The organism is Acinetobacter sp. PC34, assembly GCF_051789135.1.
GTDB lineage: Bacteria > Pseudomonadota > Gammaproteobacteria > Pseudomonadales > Moraxellaceae > Acinetobacter > Acinetobacter johnsonii.
Map to the genome: position 1 here is coordinate 742,541 of NZ_CP196664.1, position 22,965 is coordinate 765,505.

Genomic DNA, 22,965 nt, shown 5'->3' on the forward strand with positions numbered 1-22,965 from the left:
TGAGATGTAGAAAATAATGAGAGATCTAAATCAGAAATTGAAACGATGGGGTTTGGGGATTTTGGCAGGCAGCATTCTGCTGAGTAGTTCAGTTTCCAGTTTTGCACAAAGCCCTGCCGACCCGAAAAAAGTTTTACGTTATGTTTTTCCTGTGGCTGAAACAGGCTTTGACCCTGCGGGCGTGCATGACTTGTACTCGGCCCATGTTAATGGATCGATTTTTGAAACGTTGTTTACCTATGATTATTTGGCCTCACCTGCGAAATTGGTACCACGAACAGCTGCGGCTTTACCCGAGGTGAGCCCGGATGGATTGACCTATACCATTCGTTTGCAAAAGGGGATTTATTTTGCTGCAGACCCAGTGTTTAAAGGTAAAAAGCGTGAGCTGACTTCGGCTGATTATGTGTATACCTTTAAGCGTTTACTGGATCCGAGTTTGCATTCACCCAACAGTTGGTTATTTGATGGGCGAATCTTAGGGATGGAGGCTTTGCTGAAACAGGCGAAGAAAACGGGAAAATTCAATTACGACCAATCTGTCGCGGGCTTGCAAACACCAGACCGTTATACCTTGGTTATTCGCCTGACCAGCCCAGATCAGAACTTTCCAATGTTGCTTGCGCATCAGCCTGCAGGCGCGGTTGCACGGGAAGTTATCGAAAAATATCGTGACAAAGCGGGTTTTGTGATGGGGCATCCAATAGGAACGGGGCCATATATGCTCAGTCGTTGGACGCCGGGTTCGCGGATTATTTTAAAGGCCAATCCTGATTTCCGAAGTTTTGTTTGGAACTTTAAAGCCAGTACGCCTGAGGACCAAAAGATCGTCAAAGCCATGCAAGGCAAAAAGATGCCGCAAATTGGCGAGATTGATATTCAGGTAATGGAAGAGGGGCAATCACGCTGGTTGTCTTTTATTAAAGATGAAGTGGATTTGTTTGCCTTAGATGGTGAGTTGACGGTTCAAGCCTTGCAAAATGGAAAACTAAAACCGGAATTGGTCAAGAAAGGCGTACAGCTGTCACGGATCACCGATCCTTCGATTGACTATCATTATTGGAATATGCAAAACCCAATAGTCGGCGGCTTAAGTAAAGATAAAATTGCCCTGCGCCGTGCCATGGCGATGGCATTTTCAGCCGATAACTACATCAATATTTTACAAAAAGGCGATTCGCAAAAACTGCAAGCACCGATTCCAAGTGGTGTGGTGGGCTACGATCCCAATTATCGAAGCAGTATTCCTTACTCAGTCAAAGCGGCAAATTTATTGTTAGATCGTTATCACTATAAAGTAGCTGCGGATGGTTGGCGTACTCAGCCGAATGGGAAACCTTTGGTGATTGAGATGACGCTTTCGGGTAATAATTTACGCAGTCAACAACAGGCCGAGTTTTGGAAGAAAACTTTAGACAGTATCCAAATCAGAATGACCACCAAGTCGATGCCTTTTGCTGAGGCTTTGAAATTAGAAAAACAATGTAAAACCATGTTTAAAGCATCAGCATGGATTGCAGACTACCCAGATGCAGATAACTTTATGCAGCTGTTTTATGGCAAGAACATCAAGATCACCAACAATGGCTGCGTCAAAATTCCTGAATATGACCACCTATATGAACAAGCCCAAAAGATGATACCGAGCCCAGAGCGCGATGCAATCTACGCCAAAATGTCGCGTCTGCTAGAGGTGTATATGCCTGTGCAGGTGATTGGTGCGCGTTACCGTAATATCTTGGCACAACCGCGTGTGATTGGTTTTAAAAAGCATCCCATACTGCCCGCAGAGTGGATGTATATCGATATTGATTTGAAGAAATAGAAATTAAACAAAACTGGAGTCATGATGAAAAAGCAACATTTTAAATTCACTGCATTGTGCATGTTGGGCCTAGGGATGAGTCAGATGGCTTTGGCGGAAACAGCACCGCGCCAAACATTACCCAGCTTTCAAGCCAAAGACATCCCTACAATGTGTAATGCCAAAATTGCGGATGTGAAAAAGCAACTTAAAACGTTTGAAAATAAGCCCCTTAAAAACGAAACGGCGGCAGCGCCTATATTGGCTGAATGGGATCGTATTTTTGCATCATTTGAAGATTTTTACGGCCCGATTGGTCTGTATAGCAATGTTGACCCTGATGAAGCACTGCGTAAAGCGGCTGAAGACTGTGAAATTAAAATTAGCCAATTCCAAACCGATGTGTATCAGAATCCAAAGCTATATCAACAAATTAAGAAAATTAAAATTGCTGATCCGATTGAAGCCAAGTTCCGTGAAGATATTTTGGAGGGCTTTGAAAAAACTGGGATACAGCTTTCAGCGGATAAACAAGCACGCTTAAAAGCGATTTTTGATGAACTGGCAAAAATTGAACAAGAGTATGCGCGTAATGTACGTGATAATCCTGAAAAACTCGAATTTAGCCTTGATGAGCTAAAAGGCCTGCCACAAAGTTATATCGACGGCTTAAAGAAAAATGACAAAGGCAATTATTTACTCGGTTTTGAGTATCCCGATTATCGTCCTTTTATGGAGTTGGCAGATAACGATGATGCACGTAAGCGTTATCAAATTGCATTTACCCGACGTGGCGGTGAGAAAAATCTGGCGCTGCTGAAGCAAGCCATGGACTTACGTTATGAGTTAGCCAAACTGTTTGGTAAGTCCAGTTATGCCGAGTGGGTACTGAAAAGTCGTATGGCGAAAACCCCTGAAACCGTGAATAAATTCTTGGCAGAGGTACATGCTACCGTAGCACCCCTAGAGAAAAAGGAAGTCCAAACTCTACGTGAGTTTAAAGCGCGAAGTTTAAATATTCCTGTTGAGCAAGCTAGTATTGAGCGTTGGAGCGAAGCATATTGGAGTGAAAAATTACGCAAAGCCAAGTATCAGGTCGACCAAGAACAGCTACGTCAGTATTTTCCAACGCAAGCCTCTCAAGACTGGCTATTTGCCATTTCTGAAAACCTGTATGGCATCAAGTTTAAGCCTGCCAAAGTCGAGGTTTGGCAAGATGAAGTGGAATATTACGATGTGACCGATGCCAAAACAGGGCAACTGCTCGGTGGTTTATATATGGATAAATTTCCACGTAAAGGCAAATATGGACATGCTGCTGTGTGGGGTGTTTATGGCGGAAGTAGCCTAACAGGGCGCAAACCAATTTCAGCACTGGTCACTAACTTTAACCGCAATGGTTTAAATAGCGATGAGTTAGAAACTTTTGTACATGAGTTTGGTCATGCGTTGCATGGCATTTTATCTAACACACGTTTTTCATCTCAGTCAGGAACTTCAGTTGAACGAGACTTTGTCGAAGCCCCGTCACAAATGTATGAGGAATGGGCACGACGCAAAGAGACTTTGTCAAAGGTGGCGGACTACTGCAAACCTGACTGCCCACGTGTGGATGATGCGCTGATTGCCAAACTCAATGCCGTGCATAGTTATGGGCGTGGTTTGCATTATGCTCGTCAGACGTTGTATGCGCAGTATGACATGGCGCTACATGGCAGTGATGCACGAGAGGTTCAGCCCTTAAAGGTTTGGGAAAAAATGGAAGGGGAAACGGCTTTGGGTTATGTTCCAACCACCGAGTTTCCGGGGCAGTTTGGTCACATCATGGGCGGTTATCAAGTCGGGTATTACGGTTATATGTGGTCAGAAGTGATGGCGTTGGACATGCTTTCAGCCTTTGGTGATAACTTAAATAACCCTGAAGTGGGACAGCACTATCGTCAAACCATTTTGTCCCAAGGTGGTCAAAAACCTGCCAAAGCATTGGTCAAAGACTTTTTGGGTCGTGAACCTGATAACAAAGCCTTTTTCGATGAAATTACCGGTCAACGGGTGAAATAAGGGGCATTTTTATGCTGGCATATATTATTCGTCGAATTTGGCAAATGATCCCGACCATGCTTGGGGTGGTGTTGCTGATTTTCTTCTTGTTTAACTGGGTCGGTGGCGACCCTGCCTATATTTTGGCAGGGAAAATGTCGAACCCTGAACAGATTGAAAATATCCGACAGCAGCTTGGGGTCGATCAGCCCTATTATGTGCAACTGTGGATTTTCATTAAGCAGATTTTGACTTTTGATTATGGGTTAAGTTGGAGTACAGGAGAGTCAGTATCGCAAATCATCACGACACGACTCGGGCCTTCACTGACTTTGCTCATTCCACTGACGATCTTACAAACCATCATTTCTATTGTGTTGGCTTTGGCGGTAGCAGCGGTACGCGGCAGTTTAACGGATCGTATGGTGATGATGCTGTGTACGATTGGCATGTCGATCAGTATCTTGGTGTATATCATTGTTTTTCAGTATGTCTTTGCCTATCAGCTGAGCTGGTTTCCAGTCCAAGGCTGGAGTGATAGCTTTAGCGAAAACCTGTTTAAGTATGCTTTATTACCTATTCTGATCATGTTGGTGGTCAGTATTGCCCCGACTTTACGGTTGTATCGTAGTTTTGTTTTGGATGAAGTCAATCAAGACTATGTTCGTACTGCACGTGCCAAAGGAATTGGCGAACGGCGCATTTTAGGTGTGCATGTGCTACGCAATGCCTCGATTCCAATTATTACAGACGTGATGGCAAGTTTGCCTGCTTTGCTGATTGGTGCATTTTTGATTGAGCGTTTCTTTGGTATTCCGGGCATTGGTCGTGAAGTGATTATTGCGGTAGAGCGTAGTGATTTTCCTGTGATTAAAGCCATTACTGTGTACGTTGCTCTCGCAACGATGTTTTTCAACTTGATTGCCGATTTGATTTATAAATGGGTCGATCCACGTGTACAGTTGAAGTAGGTGAATTATGCTCAGTGTTCTCACTAAAAGAAAACCAGATACTGCTGAACCTACAACAGCATCTACAGGGCTATGGCAACTCGCCATGCGCCGTTTAAAGCGCGATCGAATCGCCATGTTTTCCCTCCTAATCGTACTGTTTTATTTGGTGCTGTTAATTTTGTCATCCACAGGATTGATTGCAAAAGACTGGAATAAAGAAGTCGCGGTGAGTTATGCACCGCCTACGTTTATCGGTGCAGCAGCGATACCTGCTACGCAAAGTGAAACACAAAAAGTCGAAGCGGCTGTGCCTGAAAACCCTGTCGATCCTTTAAAAGATGTGATTCGTGAGCTCAACGCAGAAATTGCTGCTGAACAGGGTGTAGGTGGTGCTATTGATTACTATGGGGTTGTTGATCCTTTAGCTGAAGACATGAAAGCGATTGACCAAGCGCTGGATGGTCATTTACTAGATCAGCAAGCGGAACTCAAGCAAAGCCTGATTTTAGGTGCCGACAAATGGGGACAAAGTGTTTTACTGAAAACCATTAAAGGCGCAGAAACATCAATTATTGTGGGCTTAGTCGCAGCTTTTCTTGCTGTCGTGATTGGTACCGTTCTAGGTGCAATTTCGGGCTACTTTGGTGGCTGGATCGATGATGTCTTGAACTGGTTTTATAACATTTTTACTTCGATTCCTTATCTGCTCTTGGTTTTAGCGATTGCTGCAGTACTACAACAAAAAGGCGTCTTATCCATTGTTTTGATTTTGGGTTTAACGGGGTGGACGGGAGTATATCGTTTAATTCGTGCCGAATATATGAAGCATACTTCGCGGGAATATGTGCTGGCGGCAAAAGCGATTGGAGTGAGTCATAGCCGACGTATCTTTGTGCATATATTTCCCAATGTCAGTCATATTGCACTGGTTCAAATGTCAATTTTAGTGGTGGCCTTTATTAAGTCAGAAGTGATTTTGAGCTTCCTAGGTTTTGGTGTCCCTGTCGGTGTGGTGTCATGGGGCAGCATGTTGAATGAGGCGCAAAGTGAATTGATTTTAGGCAAGTGGTGGCAGTTAGCGGCTGCATCTGTGGCGATGGCTGTTCTGGTCACTGCATTTTCAATGTTTACCGATGCACTGCGAGATGCATTAGACCCGAAACTGAAATAGGAGCATGAGAATGTCTGAACTCAATCATATGACAGCGCCAGCCTTACTTCAGGTGGAAAACTTGCGTGTCAGCTTTAAAAATGAAGAAAAGCAGTACATTGAAACAGTCAAAGGCATCAGTTTTAGTATTCCAGTGAATACAACTGTGGCCTTGGTTGGGGAGTCAGGCAGTGGGAAGTCGGTCACATCGCTAGCGACCATGGGACTATTGCCTCCTGAAAGTAGTCAAATTGCTTTGGACAGTAAAATTCTGTTTGAGGGGAAAAACCTACTCGACTTACCGCGCCGTGAAATGCGGAAAAAGTGCGGCAAAGATATTGCCATGATTTTTCAAGAGCCGATGTCATCACTGAATCCTGTGTTTACGGTAGGTTCACAAATTGCAGAAATTTTGCAGTTACATTTGGGCATGAGCCGTAAGCAGGCGCGTGTACGTGCTTTGGAACTCTTGATAGAAGTTGGGATTCCATCTCCTGAAACCAAGATTGATGCATATCCGGGGCAATTGTCGGGTGGGCAGCAGCAGCGTGTTATGATTGCCATGGCAATTGCGTGTAAACCCAAACTATTGATTGCCGATGAACCGACGACAGCGCTGGATGTCACCATTCAAAAGCAAATTTTAAATTTGCTGGAGTCGTTGCGGAAGAAGCATCAAATGTCGATGCTGTTTATTACCCATGATTTGGCTTTGGTCGGGGAAATTGCCGATCAGGTTATCGTAATGCGGCAGGGTCAAATTCGTGAACAAGGCAGGGTTAAAGATGTGCTTGAACGCCCTCAAGATGTCTATACCAAAGCGTTGTTGCATTGCCGTCCGCAACTATCTAAACGTCCCATGCGTTTGCCCATGATCAGTGACTTTATGCAACAAAAGGGCGATGACTATATTGAAACGCATACTGTCGATGTCGAGTCACTTCAACAAAGATCTCGCGGCTTAACTGGCCAAGAAGAGATCATTTTAGATGTACGTGACCTTAAAAAGTCATTTTATAGTCGTAAAGGATTATTCGGCAAAGAGGAGTTTCAAGCGGTCAAAGGCGTGAGTTTCCAACTGGCAAAAGGCAAGACTTTGGGCTTGGTGGGTGAGTCTGGTTCGGGGAAAACCACCATTGGATTATTGCTGATGCGTTTACAGGAGGCGACAGGAGGAAAAGCGCTGTTTGAAGGTCAAGATATTTTGGCCATGTCAGAAAAAGAGTTTGCTCGGTATCAACGCAAGATTCAAATCATTTTCCAAAATCCCTATGCATCACTCAATCCTCGTTTTACTGTAGGGCAGATTTTAATGGAGCCGATGCAAGTGCATCGTATCGGGGCGGATGATACTGAACGCAAACAGATGGCTTTGGACTTGTTGGAACGCGTGAGCTTACCTGCACAGGCTTTTTATCGTTATCCACATGAGTTTTCAGGCGGACAGCGTCAACGTATTGCTATTGCCCGCTGTCTAACTTTAAAACCTGAGGTTTTGATTTGTGATGAGTCGGTATCAGCATTGGATGTTTCGGTACAAGCCCAAGTACTGAATTTGCTACAAGATTTACAGGATGAATTTGGACTGAGTTATATCTTTATTTCACATGATTTATCAGTGGTGAAATATATTTCAGATCAAATCATGGTGATGAACCATGGTGATTTGGTGGAAATAGCCAATTCAGATGATTTGTACCAGTCACCGCAGCACGAATATACCAAACGCTTACTCAGTGCTATTCCACAAAGTGTGTCATGAATGGGTGGTGGCTGTTGGCGGGAGAATAAAAACGCTCAATAGGTTGGGCGTTTTTTATGAGGAGCTTGCAGCTTGTTCGTGTTACAGAATAGAAAGTGATTATTGCAGCGTAAACACATATAAAAAGAGCCACTCGAAAGTGGCTCAAATTTTGACTTTAAAAATTAAAACTTTTTAAAGCCTTTATTTCCAAAAGGTTTACGTGGCGCATTTTCATCACGCGTGTCGCGTTGACCATAAGTGCCTTTGTTGCCAAAGTTCTCTGGACGGCTGTCACGTTGTGCATAGCCTGAGTTTTGGCGTGGTTCACGTTGACCATAACCAGTTTGTGCATTGTCCTGACGACGTTGGCTATGTCCATTTGGATTTTCACGGCGTTCACGATTGAAAGCTGGCTTCGCTTGTTGTTGGCCTTCATCTTCATTGTCACGGCGCTGTTGGCGTAAGAAACCACCACGACGCGCAGCCATTGGTTTTTCTTGCATACGTTCAGTACGACGTTTTGCCATGCCGTATAAACCAGTGCCTTGGCGCGGCTTTAGCTCAACCGCTTTGGTTAAGTTGTCGATGTCGTTTTTGTCCAACTCCATCCAACGACCGGTACGTAGTTCGCGTGGTAAAATAACCGTGCCATAACGTGTGCGGAGTAGACGGCTGACTTTTAAACCTTGCGATTCAAAAATACGACGTACTTCGCGGTTACGACCTTCTTTTACCACCACTTGATACCAACGGTTAATCCCTTCACCGCCAATTTCAGAGAATGACTCAAATTTCGCTGGGCCATCATCTAACACCACACCTTTGAGCATGTTGTTCTTAATTTGAGGCGTCACTTCACCCATAACACGTACAGCATACTCACGTTCAACTTCATTTGATGGGTGCATCAAGCGATTCGCGAGTTCGCCATCATTTGTGAACAATAGTAGACCTGTTGAGTTAATATCCAGACGACCCACCATCACCCAGCGATCATTCGCGATTGCAGGTAATTGATCAAATACCGTTGGACGTGACTCAGGGTCATTGCGTGAACAAATTTCGCCCTCTGGTTTATAGTAAATCAGAACACGACGACGAATTTCATCTTCAATTTGGAACGATACTTTACGACCATCGATGCGAAGCTCATCACCTGGTTCAATACGTTCGCCTACTTGGGCAACTTGGCCGTTGACACTCACACGACCAGCGGCAATGACTTCTTCCATATAACGGCGAGAACCCAAACCAACTCGTGCGAGTACCTTTTGCAACTTTTCACTCATGACAGCATAACCTTAGAAATTATCATCAACAGTTCACCTATTTACGACTTCGGTGCATTCGCATCGAGCGCCATAAAAGCTTCCTTGGCATCCTGCAGGGGAGGCAACTGACCTAAAGAATTTAGGCCAAATGCATTTAAAAATTGGGGCGTCGTAACTAACAACGCAGGTCTTCCTGGGAGTTCACGAAAACCAGATTCTTTAATCCAGTTCCAATCAAATAACGTGCGTAACAGTTGACTGTTATTTGAGACTCCTCGAATTTGTTCTATATCTGCTCGAGTGACGGGTTGATGATAGGCAACCACGGCCAACATTTCGAGTAGCGATGGCGAGAGACGAGTTGGTCGCTCTGGCCACGTTTGTGCAACGATTTGACGGTATTTTGCTCGAACTTGAAAACGAAAACCTTGAGCAGTTTCAATCAGTTCAATCGAACGACCATGTTGTAACATGGCAAGTTGTTGTAAAAACTGGCGTAAATCTTGTTTGCTATATTGATTTTGGAACGATTCTTTCAATCGTGCAAGTGAAACAGGCGCATCACTGGCAAAAATAATCGCTTCTAACTGCATCAACACTTCATGCAAGTTATCTTCATTTGTTACAGGAGCGGTTTGTTCTAACATTATTTTTTGACTCCTTGTATCGAAAGCGGTGCTTCAACACCTGAACTCACAATTTGAATACGTTGCTGACGGGTTAGCTCTAAAATGGCCATAAACGTCACGACCATGCCCATACGACCTTGGATGGGACGCAGTAAAGATTCAAAAACTAAAACTTCACCTGAAGCGACTTTGCTTTCAATAAAAGCCATGCGCTCTTCAAGTAAAACTGGTTCTTGTGCAATTTGATGGGTAATCGGCTCAGGTCGGTTAAATACACAGAACAGTGCATCACGTAGCTGTTGCACATCATGACCGTCATTATTATCTAGAGTTTGGCCTAAGCTGACATTGGTTGAGAAGGTGTCTCGCTCTAATATAGGCATTTGCCCCAAGCGTTCAGCCGCTTGTTTAATTCGTAGGTAAGTTTCTAAACGGTCAATCAGCTCTTGTTTTGGGTCTTTTTCAATTTGGATTGCATTGGGTGCTTTTGGCAATAGCAAACGTGACTTTAAATCAGCCAAGAGCGCGGCCATCACCATATAGTCTGCTGTCAGCTCAATGTTAAGCGACTTCATGGCATCCATATAAGACAGGTATTGCGCTGCAATCGGGGCAATATCTAACTGTAATAAGTCAAAGCCATTTTTTTGAATCAGGTAAATCAGAAAGTCGAGTGGTCCTTCAAAATGCTCTAAAAGAATTTCAAATGCAGCGGGAGGAATATATAAATCCTCAGGGATGGAGTCATGCCACTCATCCATAACACGGATTTGTGGGAGATCTTCCATGGCATTATGGACGGATTGATTCATTACAGTTATTGGCCACGCGAATTTTCAAAGGCATGATTATGTTTTTTCGAATCAGTACTTAGGAGAAAAAGTAGAGGTGATTTAAAAAATACATAATTTTAATAGGGCTTAGTGTAAAACAAATTGCGGTGTGAATACATGATTTCACCGACCAAATAACAAAAAAAGCTGTAAATAAATATAGAGTATTTATTTGTGTGATGCTTTTTATCCACTGATGTCGTAGCTAAATTTGCAGAAATGGGGTGGGTTTGAGACAACTTGGCACACTTAGGGCCTAGTCCTGTGGTTTGCAAAATAATCGATTTGCTGCAGATAGTTAGATGGGTGATACAGATTTATTGAGATTAGATTAGTGATGGACAACGCTTTAATTTTATAAATGGTTTGAAAGAGTGAAGAGAGTAGCTGAAGCTCAAGTTAATGTCAGTTGACGCCAAAGAAAAGATTTACTCAGGTGCTTGTAGCGCAAATTCAATGATGCGCTGACAGCTGTCTTGTAGGCAGAGATTTTTGGGTTCGAGGTATTTGAAATATTGTTGGATGGTCGAGATCGGTAGGAAATAGTTGTACAGATTCTTTTCCCACATAATGCAGTTGATTGAGCTATGGCGTTGCACCAAAGTCTCGGACTCAAGCGTCCAAGGACGCTGCACATATAAATTATGTTGCTCGGGAAATTGGTTGAGATTGAGCAAAACCATAAACAGGGTCATGTTGATCTCTTGAGAATGTGAGATTCAGTTTCCCTAGCGAATAAATGCAGCGCATCACTCAAATGCGCTGACATCGCCAAGCCCACGGCGAATCACTTCAGGGTGATCACCTGATAAGTCGACAATACTGGTGGTGCTCAAGGTACCCAGCCCGCTGTCGATAAACACATCAATTCGTTTTGATAGTTGCATTTCTATATCATAGGGATCATCCAGTGGTTCTTCCTGATTCGGCAGGATTAAGGTACTGGTTAGTAGTGGTTCACCCAACTCTTTGAGTAACATTTGGCACACTGGGTTACTTGGAATACGTAAACCAATGGTTTTTTTCTTCGGATGCATCAAGCGTTTAGGCACTTCACTGGTTGCAGGCAAAATGAACGTGGTCACGGCTGGTGTATTGTTTTTCAGTAAACGATACATAGCATTGTCGACTTTGGCATAAGTGGCAATATCGGACAGATCCGCGCAAATGATGGCATATTGATGTTTGGCCCCAAGGCCGCGAATTTGAGCAATCCGCTCCATGGCATTTTTATTCCCAATCTGGCAGCCAATGGCATAAGCGGCATCGGTCGGGTACACCACCACATCGCCTGCGCGAATCCGTTCTACTGCTTGGCTGATTGAGCGTGCTTGAGGGTTATCAGGATGGACTCTTAAATGAAGCATCGTTTTTATCTCCTGATGGTTTTTTCAACATTATCGCGCTTTATCTCGGTGCTGTTCAATGGCCAAAATGTGAATCGTGCTAAATTTAGTCGAGCATTTCTCTTTGAAATTCATCGCTCTGTAATGTTTTGCCAGCACGAGTACATAGGCAAATACAGTCAATGAAGTGTTTTGCATCACGTGGTAATTGAGCTTGGCCTGAAAAATAAGCCTGAACTTGAGCGAAAACATGGTCTTTGAAGCGGTTGCCGTCACCACCTTCACCAGTCAGATTGTCTAAGGAAACACGGAACTTCCGACCAAAAGCTGTGGCAAATAACCATTCAATGGCTTGTGGTTTAATTTCAACCTGTTCAAATAAAGCTTGTTGCTCAGCCGTACGACCATCGGGTGCATACCAGTAGCCTAAGTCTGGGAGTAGACGGCGTTTATCTCCTGCAATGCTCCAATGGCTGATTTCATGTAAGGCACTATTAAAAAAACCATGGGCAAATTGGATGCGTGCAGGGGTGCTGTCAATCGCGGGAAAATATTCAGGTTCAAAGTCACCTTTAACCAAGTTGACATTCAGGTGGGAAAACCAACGATTAAAGTGTAAGATGAGCCAATCAACTTGTTCTGCTTCTGTACACAAATTCTCCCACGTCGAGAGTTGCACTTGGCGGTTTGAAATGTCAGAATCGACAGTTGAAATTGTGCTCACAAGTGATGAAATACTCACTTCTGTTTGCGGCTGCAACAGATGCATGACTTAAGTTACCCAAATGGTCTGTCTAAATAAGTACAAAATTGTATCTTAATCTTTGACAGAGTACTGATGAATTTGTAGAATTGCCGCCTTAATTATGTCAGCAAATACCTTTCCGGCACAGATTGAGCCGTTTAAATGGGCCGAACAAGGCTTTACATGGTCAGGAACACTGCCATTGTCTCGCTTTGCTCGTATAGCCCGTGAAGCTGTTGGATCAATTGATGATCAATTGATTAACATAGACTGTAAGCTATCAATGGATGCGTATCATCGTATTGTATGGCTAGATGGTCACGTTGAAACGAACGTTCCAATGGAATGCCAGCGCTGTTTAGGCACGGTAAACATTGAACTCGTTTCAGATTTTCATCTAGCTCTAGTGGATGATGAGTCACTGATAGAGCGCTTGGATGAGGATGCTGATTTCATCGTCTTAGGTGAAAGTGAAGCAACGACGAAAGGTAGCTATGATGCGCCTGCGACGGCTGATTTACTGTCTCTGATAGAAGATGAATTGTTATTGTTGATGCCTTTGTCTGCTAAGCATGACGCTTGTGAACATAAGCACCAACCTGCCGTTGAAGAACTTGTTGAAGAAAAGCGGGATAATCCGTTTGATGTTTTGGCAAGTTTGAAGGGTAAACTTAACTAATTTTTGTGTTATACTCTTCCGTATAAGACAACTGAATTTGTTCTGATCCATATTTTTCGATTTGTAAGGAGCCATCATGGCCGTTCAGCAAAACCGTAAAAGTCGCTCTCGCCGTGACATGCGCCGTTCACATGACGCTTTAACCGAGAATGCATTAACTGTAGACCAAGCTACTGGCGAGACTCACCGTCGTCACCACGTATCTAAAGATGGTATCTACCGTGGTCGTCAATTATTCGCTAAAGCATCTGCTGAATAATTGTCGAAGCATTAAGCTTAAAGCTTAGTCGAAAAAAGGGGAGCGTAAAGCTCCCTTTTTTTGTTGTCGAATTTTTATCGCTGCTGTTTTTGTTGTATTTGGCAATTACATCGACCTAAATTAAGTGTTAAATTTTCGCTCCATAAACGAGAGCAAAGACAAGAAAGGACTTTTTTATGTCTGCGAAACAACTTGATCAAGTCGCTCAGGCAACAAAAACAGCTTTTGTATTTCCCGGTCAGGGTTCACAAAAGGTTGGCATGTTGGCTGAATTGGCAGAACAATTTGCCAGTGTTGAAGCAACATTTGCAGAAGCCTCTAAAGCGGTTGGATTCGATTTGTGGCACATTGCACAATCTGGTGAAGGTTTAGACCAAACTGAATTTACCCAACCGGTATTGTTAACTGCCAGCATTGCTTTGTGGCGTGTATGGTTAGAACTTGGTGGTGTTGCACCAAAGTATTTGGCGGGACACTCACTTGGTGAATACAGTGCGTTGGTTGCAGCAGGAAGTCTAAGCTTAGGCGATGCAGTCAAGCTGGTAAACTTGCGTGGCAAGTTAATGCAAAGTGCTGTACCTCAAGGTAAGGGTGCAATGGCAGCAATCTTAGGTTTAGATGATGCGCAAGTTGTTGCTTTATGCCAACAAGTTTCGAGTCAAGCTGAAGGTTCAGTTGAAGCGGCTAACTACAATGCTCAGGGTCAAGTGGTGATTGCTGGTGAAAAAGCAGCAGTTGAAGCAGTCATGGCTTTAGCCAAAGAAAACAGCGGCAAAGCGATTGCATTACCAGTTTCTGTTCCATCGCATTGTTCATTGATGAAGCCTGCTGCAGAACAGTTCGCGCAAGCTTTGGAACAAACTGCCATTGAGCTGCCTAGCATACCTGTAATACAAAATGTGGGCGCGGAAATTGCTACAGATGTAGCACAAGTCCGCCAAGCACTTACAGCTCAGTTATATGAGTCTGTACAGTGGACCAAAACAATGCAGTTTATTCAGGATCAAGGGATCCAATATGTTGCAGAGTGTGGTCCAGGCAATGTTTTGGCAAACTTGGCAAAACGTCTACCTAATATTGAAAAAGCATTTCCACTCGATAGTAAATCACGCTTGGAAGATGCACTAAATGCCATTTTAGTGGCTGAAGGAAAAATTGCATGACACAGGAACGCAAAATTGCACTCGTGACAGGTGCAAGTCGAGGGATTGGTGCTGCCATCGCTCAGCAACTTATTCAAGACGGTTATTTTGTTGTGGGTACTGCGACATCTGAGCCAGGTGCAGAAAAACTTGCTGTAAGCTTCGGTGAACACGGTGCAGGTAAAGTGCTTGATGTTCGTGATGGTGCTGCCATTGATGCGCTTGTCACTGACATTGAACAAAACTATGGCCCTGTGTTGGTTTTGGTGAACAATGCTGGGATTACCAAAGATAATTTGTTACTACGTATGTCAGAAGATGACTGGGATGACATTTTAAATATCCATTTAAAAGCAGTTTACCGTTTGTCGAAACGCGTTTTAAAAGGTATGACCAAAGCGCGTTTTGGGCGAATTATTAATATTAGTTCTGTGGTTGCACATTTTGCTAACCCAGGTCAGGCCAACTATTCAGCAGCGAAAGCTGGTATTGAAGCATTTAGCCGTAGCCTTGCAAAAGAAATGGGTAGCCGTCAAATCACTGTAAACTCAGTGGCGCCTGGTTTTATTGCAACAGAAATGACTGAGCAATTAAGCGAAGATATCCGTAAAAAAATGAGCGATCAAGTGGCCTTGAACCGTTTAGGTGATCCACAAGATATTGCAAATGCGGTGAGCTTCTTGGCATCAGACAAAGCAAATTACATTACTGGTACGGTAATGCATGTAAATGGTGGTCTATACATGAGCTAATTGGCTGATGGATAAACTTTCAAAATTTTAAAGATTCAATTAAACTAACGGCATTAAAAACGCCACAAGCAATGAGGAGAATTCCTGTGAGCGATATCGAACAACGCATCAAGCAAGCAGTTGCAGAACAACTTGGTCTTAAGGCTGAAGAAATCAAAAACGAAGCATCTTTCATGGATGACTTAGGTGCTGACTCTTTAGACCTTGTTGAGCTTGTTATGTCTTTCGAAAACGACTTTGACATCACAATCCCAGATGAAGATTCTAACGAAATCACAACTGTACAATCTGCGATTGACTACGTTTCTAAGAAACTAGGTTAATACATATTGTTTCAGCTTTGCTGAATGGAAAAGCCACCCACTTGGGTGGCTTTTTTATGCCTTTCAAAAACGCAAAGCGCCTAACTCATCTTTAAAATCTGCTATTTACTGGGGTAACTTACAAAGCTTTACCTTAAGAGGACTATTCGCTACCAAATCTGTTGTCTTTTTTGGGTATAAAAAAGGGTGTCTCATTTTTGAGCATTCAATATAACAACACTGATATAACAAGATGGAGCATAAACATGGGTCTTTTTGATTTTGTTAAAGGCATTGGTAAGAAAAATACAGCAGCAGCCGAGCCTCAAGCTGCACCAAGCACACCAGCAGAGCCATCTGCTCAAGAAATTGCCAACAAGTTATTGGGTCATATCAAAGCATTGGGCTTACCTGTGACGGGACTTTCAGTTAGCTATAACTCCACCACGGATTTGGCGACAGTGAAAGGGCAAGTTCAGACTCAAGCCGATAAAGAAAAGATTGTTTTAGCCGTCGGTAATATTGACCATGTGGCACAAGTCGATGATCAACTCACTGTGGCTAGCCCTGAACCTGAAAGTAAGTTCTACACAGTTAAATCGGGCGATAATCTATCAAAAATTTCCAAAGCATTTTATGGTGATGCCAACCAGTACAATAAAATTTTTGAGGCCAACCGTCCGCTATTGAAAGATGCAGATGATATTTTCCCAGGCCAGGTCCTGCGTATTCCTGCTTAAATTAAAAGGCTAAAAAAGGCGCATGAAGCGCCTTTTTTATTTGAGAGTGGAATGTTGATCGAGTGCTTAGCGACTTGCTTTCACAACAGCATGCTGACTGAGCATACCTAAGGTAATTTTTTTTACCTCATCTCGACTTTGTTGAATGTGAGCGCTGATCTTTTCAACGGCAAGCTCCGTCTGTTGCTGTGCTATATAATTCAAAATGGCTTGATGCTCCGCATAGGTGGCTTCAATCCGATCTGTTTTTGAAAAATCGAGGCGACGAATAATGCGAATTTTTTCACTGACTTCTTGGTGAATTTTGATCATTTCTTGATTGCCAATGGCGCGAACCAATGCGCAGTGAAAATCTTCATCAATTTTCGCCATGGCTTTTAAACTTGACAGATACTGCTCAGGTGCAACCATCCAAATTTTGTGTAGGTGTTTCATTTCCTTCGAGGGCTGAGATGCACTGCTGCATAACTTTCGAATTGCATACTGCTCAATCATGATGCGTAGCTCATACAGCTCATCGTAGTATTGCAAGTTCAACGGACGGACAGTCCAGCCACTACGAAATGCTACCTCTACATAGCCTTCTTGTTGCAGTCGATATAGTGCTTGCCGTGCAGGCGTGCGGCTGACCTGATAGCTCAAGGCGATTTCGGATTCGGTAAAACGTTCACCAGGCATCAATTTGAAATCAAAAATATCGTTTTTTATTTGCTGGTAAACAAGTTCAGACAAATTGTCTGAACTTGAACCTGCACGTGTCATATTCGGCATGCGTTATTCCATATAAACCAAAGGCTCTCCGCTATGAACGGTTTGTCCAGCCCGACAAATAATGGCTTTGACAGTACCATCATCCGCAGCGTACACCGGTAATTCCATTTTCATGGCTTCAATAATAGCAATGGTTTCCCCTTTTTTCACAATCTGACCTTGTTCCACTAATATTTTCCAAATATTACCGGTCATCGAAGCATGTAGCGCTGCATAGGCACTGTAGTCGGTCTCATCAGGTGCTTCTGCAACCAGATGTTCTTGATGATCAACGCTTTCTTTCCATAAGCCCACTTCAGCACTAAAAGCGTGTTGTTGCTGTGCTTTAAACTCGGCAATGCTGTCTTTTTCATCTTCAAGCAGTTGTAAATACGCTGCATAGTCAAATTCAGTGTCTTCAATTTGAATTTGTGCTTGACCATTTTCAAAGTCGGCACGCCATTGCTCTAACTCTGACTCAGATACGGGGAAGTATTTGATTTGATCAAAGAATTTTAGAAACCATTGTTTGTCGCCAAACTGTTTGTTCTTTTTAAACTTATTCCAGATGGGTAGGGTGCGTCCGACCAGTTGGTAACCTCCCGGAGAGTCCATACCGTAGATACACATATACATGCCGCCAATGCCTACAGTACCTTCAGCGGTAAAAGTACGTGCAGGGTTGTATTTCGAGCTTAATAGGCGGTGGCGTGGGTCAATCGGTACTGCACAGGGCGCAGTGAGATAAACATCACCAAGGCCTAAAATGAGGTAATGGGCATTGAAAATAATTTCTTTGACTTGCTCTCGGCTGTTTAAACCATTGATACGTTGAATAAAATCGACATTGTTCGGTAGCCAAGGTGCTTTGGCACAGACACTTTCTTGATAGCGTTCAACAGCACCTAAAGTTGCACTGTCTTCAAATGCCATTGGGAGATGAATGATCCGTGACGGAATCTTGATTTGGCTTAAATCTCCCATTTGCTGTTCAAGCTTGAGTAGAAATTCGATCAATTGATGCTGTGGAAGCGTGAGTCCATCGTATTTGATTTGCAGCGAACGTACACCGGGAGACAGCTCCAATATGCCTTTAATATTGGCTGCGCGAATGAGTTGCATGAGCTGATGAACGCGTAAGCGTAGCGCCAAGTCTAAAACGTTGTCACCGTACTCCAGTAGAATATAGCTGTCACCCGCTTGGCGGTATACCGTGCGTGGAGACACATCAGTTGCCTCTAAGCTGGCAAGAATTGCGGATGGTGGAATGTCACTGCTTGGTGGCTCAGAATTAAGGGCTGCATGAGCAAAATTTTCGATCCGTTCAATTTGTTGTTGTTCTAAGGTATTGGCTTGTTCAACGGTTAAAGGATAAAAGCTGATTTTATCATCGGCTTTAAGTTGACCCACTTTCCAAAGTTCAGCTTTGGCAATAGTTACAGGGCAAACGAAGCCCCCCAGACTTGGCCCATCTTTGGCTAAAATGACAGGGAAGTCACCTGTGAAGTTAATTGCACCAATGGCATATTCACAGTCATGGACATTGGATGGGTGGAGTCCTGCTTCACCTCCATTTTCACGTGCCCAACTTGGTGTTGGCCCTGACAGTCGGATGCCTAAACGATTGGAGTTGAAGTGTACGGTCCATTCGGAGGCAAAAAACTCTTCAATATATTCGGGTTTAAAAAAGTCAGGTGCGCCATGTGGTCCATACAGCACCCCAATTTTCCACTCTTTGCCATAGCTTGGAATGAGTGCAGGAGATAGAGCCTGTGGTTCTTGCGTGGCTAAAGGTGTATCGCTATTTGGATGGGTTGTGTTGACGAGTTTGATCATGTCACCTGCACGAAGCACGCGTCCTGCATGCCCGCCAAAGTTACCTAAAGCAAAAGTCGAACGACTGCCCAAATATAGGGGGACATCGAGTCCATGACGAACGGCTAAATAGCTACGGCAACCAGATTCGACTTGTCCTAAGCGGAGTACTTGACCTGCGCGAATGTGAATCGGCTGCCAAAAGGTCACGGGCTTATCATCCAGTTGCGCAGGGCATGGCGCACCTGTCAGTGCAATCATACTGTCTTGGTGGAACTTGAGGCTTGGGCCTTGCAGGGTGAACTCGAAACCTGCAGCGCTAGCATCATTCCCTACAATTTGATTGGCCAATTGAAAAGCATAGTCATCCATAGGACCCGATGGTGGTACACCGATATCCCAATAGCCAACACGTCCCGGAAAGTCCTGAATTGAGCTTTGCGTGCCAGCTTGGAGTACTTCAATCACATTCGGTACGTAGTCAAAGTCATCTAGCAAGCGTGTCCAGATTTGCATTTGTGCAAAGCGTTCATCAGAGATCACGCTATGTGCATAGTCTAAATTGGTGCTGATGCCATTTAAACGAGTTTGAGAGAGCACACTTTTTAGTTGCTCAATGGCTTGTTCACGGGTGTCCGCATGTACGATGATTTTGGCAATCATTGGGTCAAAATATTGCGAAATTTCTGTTCCTGTTGAAACCCATGTATCAACACGACAATTGTCTGGAAATACAACTTCGGTCAGTACACCTGGGCTGGGTTGGAAGTTTTTAACTGGATCTTCTGCATAAATACGCACTTCAATTGCCGCACCTTGCGGTTGGATGTTGCTAAGTGCAGTCCAATCCAGTGTATCGCCCGCAGCGACTTTAAGCATGCATTCAATCAGGTCTAAACCCGTCACCATCTCAGTGACAGGATGTTCCACTTGTAGGCGCGTATTAACCTCAAGGAAGTAAAATTCATCACGTGCAGCATCATAAATAAATTCGACCGTACCTGCGCTGCGATAATTGACCGATTTGCCGAGTTCAACTGCTGCTTGGTGTAGTTTTTGACGTGTGGCTTCGGGCAGATGAGCCGCTGGGGTTTCTTCCACCACTTTTTGGTTACGACGTTGCAATGAACAGTCGCGTTCGCCCAATGCAACCACTTGACCTTGGCCATCACCAAAAATCTGAACTTCGACATGACGCGCACGGTCAATAAAACGTTCTAAAAATACGCCCGAATCTTTAAAAAATTGTGCGCCTAAACGTTTGACGCTTTCATAAGCTTCAACTAAGGCTTGTTCATTATCACAGCGGGTAAGACCTATACCACCACCGCCTGCGGTGCTTTTCAGCATGATGGGGTAACCAATCTCTGTAGCTGCTGAAATTGCCTCATCTAAGCTTTCAAGTAAGCCTGTACCCGGTGTCATAGGAACCTGTGCAGCCGCCGCCAGTTCACGTGCACGGTGTTTTAAACCAAACTCTAAAATTTGTGTCGCGGTTGGCCCCATAAAAGCAATATTATTTTTCTCACAAGCCTCTGCAAATTCAGCACTTTCTGATAAAAAGCCATAGCCTGGGAAAATAGCTTCAGCCCCCGTTTTTTGTGCAGCTTGAATCAATTTTTCAATGCTTAAATAAGTGTCAGATGGTTTTAAGCCGTCTAAAGCAATGGCAATGTCCGCGTCTTTGACATGTTGTGCGTAACGGTCACTGTCTGAATATACCGCTACACTAGTCATCCCCAGTTTTTTTAAAGTGCGAATTGCACGTACGGCAATTTCGCCACGGTTTGCAATCAATACAGTTTTAAACATTTTAAAATTCCTAAATTTGACTAAGCTTGTTCTACTTTTGAATTGTTACGGTGCTGGATATAGGCGCGCCAACCACCAAAGTGACTGATGTTTTCGGCATCGTTTAAGCCATAAGGTTCGCAAATGAAACCTTTCACCCATCGACCGTCTGCCAGTTCGACATTGCCCATGCCCAGTGGTGTCGGAATCTCTGCGACAAATTCTCCAAAGCGAGCGGTCGGTACATCCCACAGTTCAACAATGATCTGCTGACCGTGTTCATTGACTCGGGCTAGACCGGGTTTAGGTGGGATCGTGCCATTTAGGGCAAATAGGGCATAGTGTTCAGCGGTATGCGTGGTTTCCACAAGCACAGCATCACGGGTGAGCAATTGGAAGTTCAGCGGCATTCCTGTCAGGTGTGCGCCAACCACCGCAACACGGATATGATGTGGAGAGACTGTGTTCTGTAGCTTTGGAATAGATGCATATCGGTCTAAGGCACCCAGCTTTAGGTTCAAATGCATCTGCCAAATTTTTCCAAATTCAATCAGGGCTTGGTCATACCATGCAGGTGCAATTAGGCTGATACCGAAAGGTAAACCGTCGGTGCGGAAACCCGCGGGCAGAGCGAGGGCACTTAAATCGGCGAGGTTGGTAAAATTGGTATAAGTCCCAAACTCAGAGTTCAGACTGATCGGTGACTGCTCCATTTCTACAAGGGTATGAATGGTTGGGGAGGTAGGAACAATCAATGCATCAAATTGGGATAAAATATCTTGAATTTTTCGGCTTAAGTCTTGCTTTAAGTACTCTGCGTTATAGGCATCAACTGCACTAAAATCATGACCTTTTTGAATGATTGTGCGCACTGTCGGATCGAAAACATCGGGTTGCTGTGCCAACAACTTGGCAACTGCCGCCGTACGTTCTGCCACCCATGAGCCTTGATAGAGTTGGGCTGCTAACAGTTCAAATGCTGAAAAATCAATTTCAGTAATTTCAGCACCTAGAACTTTTAATTGTTCTACAGCCAGTTGAAAGGCATACTTAGCTTGGTCATCTCCAAAGAATTCCAGTTTTTGAGGAATAGCAAAATACGGTTTAGCCGAGAGTTTCACAGGTGCAGTCTTTGGATGCTGGCGTGAATAGCTATCTAACGCATCGTAGTGTTCTACCATTTGGGCAATGGTGTCGGCGTCTGTTACCGTTAAAGCAAAAATCGAAATACAGTCCAAACTTTTACAGGCTGGGAGTAGACCACGATTTGAAAAACGACCTTTAGTCGGTTTTAGTCCAATAATATTGTTAAATGCAGCAGGAACACGGCCAGAGCCTGCAGTATCTGTTCCGAGTGCAAAGGGCACCAAGCCACGAGCAACAACACTGGCTGAACCAGAGCTAGAGCCACCACTGACATAGTCAGCATTAAACGTGTTACTGACTGCACCAAAGGGAGAGCGTGTCCCTACGAGACCAGTTGCAAATTGGTCTAAATTGGTTTTTCCTACAACAATGGCCCCTGCATTTTTAAGCAGGCGAATGGTTTCAGCATCTTGTGTAGCAACAGTTGTCAGGGCTTTGCATGCGGCCGTGGTAACAAAACCAGTAACGTCGATGTTATCTTTCACTGCAAATGGAATACCATATAAAGGCAATTCTTTGCTGAGGTCTGTGGCTTGATCTGCTTTTTGTTTTAAGGCTTCAATTTGTTGGGAAAGTATTTCTGTCGTAGCAATTGAAATCCATGCATGATCAGGTTGTGGTAATTGCGCTACATAGTCGATTAAATCTTCAAGATGAATATCTTGGTTGAGATAAGCGGTTTGCCATTCTTGAAGTGTCCAGCCAATGCATTTGTTCTGACTCATTTTTTGCATTCCAACTTGTATACATGATGGAATACAAAAATGCAGAATCTATGCCAATCTAATCAATTTGATTTATCTTTGATTATAATTTTTATAAATCAATTGGTTAAGAGTAAATCTTTGGATTAATTGAGTGATTCTAAGTGTTTTTAGAGTTGCACCAAAACAAGCGCATAGGGGAGCTAATGGTGCTTTTTATGATCAAGCCTTGGGTAGTTTGACGTTAAACTATTTAAAAGTAGGGTTTAAATCATATTCGTTTTTTATGTGAATTAAAGCCAAAAGAATTGAGGTTAAAACATATTATAAAATAGGATGATTCAAAGAAAATATACACACTCAGTTTTTA

The 22,965-nt window shown here is 43.6% G+C and carries 20 protein-coding genes; 11 read left to right on the forward strand and 9 right to left on the reverse strand.

All coding sequences use genetic code 11. From position 1 onward, the window contains the following. The first annotated feature begins 16 nt into the window (after positions 1–16). Genes ACSC9N_RS03660 through ACSC9N_RS03680 form a run of 5 tightly spaced genes read left to right on the forward strand, consistent with a single transcriptional unit; the run spans position 17 to position 7,709 of the window. Complete coding sequence (locus ACSC9N_RS03660) at positions 17–1,825, forward strand: ABC transporter substrate-binding protein (RefSeq protein WP_010327375.1); 1,809 nt, start codon at positions 17–19, stop codon at positions 1,823–1,825. 24 nt (positions 1,826–1,849) lie between these two features. Next, positions 1,850–3,865 carry a M3 family metallopeptidase gene (locus tag ACSC9N_RS03665; RefSeq protein WP_010327374.1) on the forward strand — a complete coding sequence of 672 codons (2,016 nt, stop codon included), beginning with the start codon at positions 1,850–1,852 and terminating at the stop codon, positions 3,863–3,865. Between the two features lie 11 nt (positions 3,866–3,876). Next, complete coding sequence (locus ACSC9N_RS03670) at positions 3,877–4,815, forward strand: ABC transporter permease (RefSeq protein ID WP_004695335.1); 939 nt, start codon at positions 3,877–3,879, stop codon at positions 4,813–4,815. Between the two features lie 7 nt (positions 4,816–4,822). Next, a complete protein-coding gene (locus tag ACSC9N_RS03675; protein WP_010327373.1) occupies positions 4,823–5,968 on the forward strand; it encodes an ABC transporter permease in 1,146 nt (381 codons plus the stop codon). A gap of 10 nt (positions 5,969–5,978) precedes the next feature. Further along, entirely contained in the window at positions 5,979–7,709 is a 1,731-nt protein-coding gene (locus ACSC9N_RS03680) for an ABC transporter ATP-binding protein (protein WP_010327372.1), read from the forward strand. Positions 7,710–7,873: 164 nt separating this feature from the next. On the opposite strand, the gene rluB is transcribed toward ACSC9N_RS03680, so the two are convergent. From rluB to ACSC9N_RS03710, 6 genes are all read right to left on the reverse strand, one after another. Further along, positions 7,874–8,980 carry a 23S rRNA pseudouridine(2605) synthase RluB gene (rluB, locus tag ACSC9N_RS03685; RefSeq protein ID WP_010327371.1) on the reverse strand — a complete coding sequence of 369 codons (1,107 nt, stop codon included), beginning with the start codon at positions 8,978–8,980 and terminating at the stop codon, positions 7,874–7,876. Positions 8,981–9,021: 41 nt separating this feature from the next. After that, positions 9,022–9,609, reverse strand: coding sequence for an SMC-Scp complex subunit ScpB (gene scpB / locus ACSC9N_RS03690; protein ID WP_010327370.1), 588 nt, complete (start codon positions 9,607–9,609; stop codon positions 9,022–9,024). Then, positions 9,609–10,403 carry a segregation and condensation protein A gene (locus tag ACSC9N_RS03695; RefSeq protein ID WP_005400316.1) on the reverse strand — a complete coding sequence of 265 codons (795 nt, stop codon included), beginning with the start codon at positions 10,401–10,403 and terminating at the stop codon, positions 9,609–9,611. Before ACSC9N_RS03695 ends, scpB begins: the two co-directional genes overlap by 1 nt. Positions 10,404–10,852: 449 nt before the next feature. Next, positions 10,853–11,119, reverse strand: a complete 267-nt coding sequence (locus tag ACSC9N_RS03700; protein ID WP_010327369.1) for a hypothetical protein — start codon at positions 11,117–11,119, stop codon at positions 10,853–10,855. Between the two features lie 54 nt (positions 11,120–11,173). Further along, positions 11,174–11,791, reverse strand: a complete 618-nt coding sequence (locus ACSC9N_RS03705; protein ID WP_004695345.1) for an L-threonylcarbamoyladenylate synthase — start codon at positions 11,789–11,791, stop codon at positions 11,174–11,176. 85 nt (positions 11,792–11,876) lie between these two features. Then, positions 11,877–12,539, reverse strand: coding sequence for an elongation factor P hydroxylase (locus ACSC9N_RS03710; protein WP_010327368.1), 663 nt, complete (start codon positions 12,537–12,539; stop codon positions 11,877–11,879). 97 nt (positions 12,540–12,636) lie between these two features. Here ACSC9N_RS03710 and ACSC9N_RS03715 point away from each other — a divergent pair, with 97 nt between their 5' ends. The 6 genes from ACSC9N_RS03715 (at position 12,637) to lysM (ending at position 16,389) form a co-directional block, all read left to right on the forward strand. Then, a complete protein-coding gene (locus ACSC9N_RS03715; RefSeq protein WP_004982945.1) occupies positions 12,637–13,194 on the forward strand; it encodes a YceD family protein in 558 nt (185 codons plus the stop codon). A 76-nt stretch (positions 13,195–13,270) separates the two neighbouring features. Beyond that, complete coding sequence (rpmF, locus tag ACSC9N_RS03720) at positions 13,271–13,453, forward strand: 50S ribosomal protein L32 (protein ID WP_004279227.1); 183 nt, start codon at positions 13,271–13,273, stop codon at positions 13,451–13,453. A 176-nt stretch (positions 13,454–13,629) separates the two neighbouring features. After that, entirely contained in the window at positions 13,630–14,616 is a 987-nt protein-coding gene (gene fabD / locus ACSC9N_RS03725) for an ACP S-malonyltransferase (RefSeq protein WP_010327367.1), read from the forward strand. Beyond that, complete coding sequence (fabG, locus tag ACSC9N_RS03730) at positions 14,613–15,347, forward strand: 3-oxoacyl-ACP reductase FabG (protein WP_010327366.1); 735 nt, start codon at positions 14,613–14,615, stop codon at positions 15,345–15,347. Before fabD ends, fabG begins: the two co-directional genes overlap by 4 nt. Before the next feature lie 86 nt (positions 15,348–15,433). Continuing rightward, positions 15,434–15,670, forward strand: coding sequence for an acyl carrier protein (gene acpP / locus ACSC9N_RS03735; protein WP_004695351.1), 237 nt, complete (start codon positions 15,434–15,436; stop codon positions 15,668–15,670). A 245-nt stretch (positions 15,671–15,915) separates the two neighbouring features. Next, the gene (lysM, locus tag ACSC9N_RS03740; RefSeq protein WP_004982938.1) at positions 15,916–16,389 is read left to right on the forward strand and encodes a peptidoglycan-binding protein LysM; all 474 of its coding nucleotides are present in this window, start codon (positions 15,916–15,918) and stop codon (positions 16,387–16,389) included. Positions 16,390–16,455: 66 nt separating this feature from the next. Here lysM and ACSC9N_RS03745 read toward each other — a convergent pair whose 3' ends face one another. Genes ACSC9N_RS03745 through atzF form a run of 3 tightly spaced genes read right to left on the reverse strand, consistent with a single transcriptional unit; the run spans position 16,456 to position 22,616 of the window. Further along, on the reverse strand, positions 16,456–17,160 hold the full coding sequence (locus tag ACSC9N_RS03745; RefSeq protein WP_010327365.1) for a GntR family transcriptional regulator: 705 nt from the start codon (positions 17,158–17,160) through the stop codon (positions 16,456–16,458). Positions 17,161–17,163: 3 nt separating this feature from the next. Beyond that, positions 17,164–20,766 (reverse strand): urea carboxylase, encoded by a 3,603-nt coding sequence (gene uca, locus ACSC9N_RS03750; RefSeq protein ID WP_010327364.1) that lies wholly within the window; start codon positions 20,764–20,766, stop codon positions 17,164–17,166. A gap of 20 nt (positions 20,767–20,786) precedes the next feature. Then, entirely contained in the window at positions 20,787–22,616 is a 1,830-nt protein-coding gene (atzF, locus tag ACSC9N_RS03755) for an allophanate hydrolase (protein WP_010327363.1), read from the reverse strand. Between the last annotated feature and the right edge of the window lie 349 nt (positions 22,617–22,965).

Bases quoted from the DNA above. Each gene is read 5' to 3' on its own strand.
- ACSC9N_RS03665 (WP_010327374.1), top strand. From the start codon at position 1,850: ATGAAAAAGCAACATTTTAAATTCACTGCATTGTGCATGTTGGGCCTA.
- ACSC9N_RS03695 (WP_005400316.1), bottom strand. From the start codon at position 10,403: ATGAATCAATCCGTCCATAATGCCATGGAAGATCTCCCACAAATCCGT.
- ACSC9N_RS03680 (WP_010327372.1), top strand. From the start codon at position 5,979: ATGTCTGAACTCAATCATATGACAGCGCCAGCCTTACTTCAGGTGGAA.
- ACSC9N_RS03715 (WP_004982945.1), top strand. From the start codon at position 12,637: ATGTCAGCAAATACCTTTCCGGCACAGATTGAGCCGTTTAAATGGGCC.
- ACSC9N_RS03745 (WP_010327365.1), bottom strand. From the start codon at position 17,160: ATGCCGAATATGACACGTGCAGGTTCAAGTTCAGACAATTTGTCTGAA.
- ACSC9N_RS03670 (WP_004695335.1), top strand. From the start codon at position 3,877: ATGCTGGCATATATTATTCGTCGAATTTGGCAAATGATCCCGACCATG.
- ACSC9N_RS03700 (WP_010327369.1), bottom strand. From the start codon at position 11,119: ATGACCCTGTTTATGGTTTTGCTCAATCTCAACCAATTTCCCGAGCAA.
- rluB (WP_010327371.1), bottom strand. From the start codon at position 8,980: ATGAGTGAAAAGTTGCAAAAGGTACTCGCACGAGTTGGTTTGGGTTCT.
- lysM (WP_004982938.1), top strand. From the start codon at position 15,916: ATGGGTCTTTTTGATTTTGTTAAAGGCATTGGTAAGAAAAATACAGCA.
- uca (WP_010327364.1), bottom strand. From the start codon at position 20,766: ATGTTTAAAACTGTATTGATTGCAAACCGTGGCGAAATTGCCGTACGT.
- fabG (WP_010327366.1), top strand. From the start codon at position 14,613: ATGACACAGGAACGCAAAATTGCACTCGTGACAGGTGCAAGTCGAGGG.
- ACSC9N_RS03710 (WP_010327368.1), bottom strand. From the start codon at position 12,539: ATGCATCTGTTGCAGCCGCAAACAGAAGTGAGTATTTCATCACTTGTG.
- fabD (WP_010327367.1), top strand. From the start codon at position 13,630: ATGTCTGCGAAACAACTTGATCAAGTCGCTCAGGCAACAAAAACAGCT.
- ACSC9N_RS03660 (WP_010327375.1), top strand. From the start codon at position 17: ATGAGAGATCTAAATCAGAAATTGAAACGATGGGGTTTGGGGATTTTG.
- scpB (WP_010327370.1), bottom strand. From the start codon at position 9,609: ATGTTAGAACAAACCGCTCCTGTAACAAATGAAGATAACTTGCATGAA.
- rpmF (WP_004279227.1), top strand. From the start codon at position 13,271: ATGGCCGTTCAGCAAAACCGTAAAAGTCGCTCTCGCCGTGACATGCGC.
- ACSC9N_RS03675 (WP_010327373.1), top strand. From the start codon at position 4,823: ATGCTCAGTGTTCTCACTAAAAGAAAACCAGATACTGCTGAACCTACA.
- ACSC9N_RS03705 (WP_004695345.1), bottom strand. From the start codon at position 11,791: ATGCTTCATTTAAGAGTCCATCCTGATAACCCTCAAGCACGCTCAATC.
- atzF (WP_010327363.1), bottom strand. From the start codon at position 22,616: ATGAGTCAGAACAAATGCATTGGCTGGACACTTCAAGAATGGCAAACC.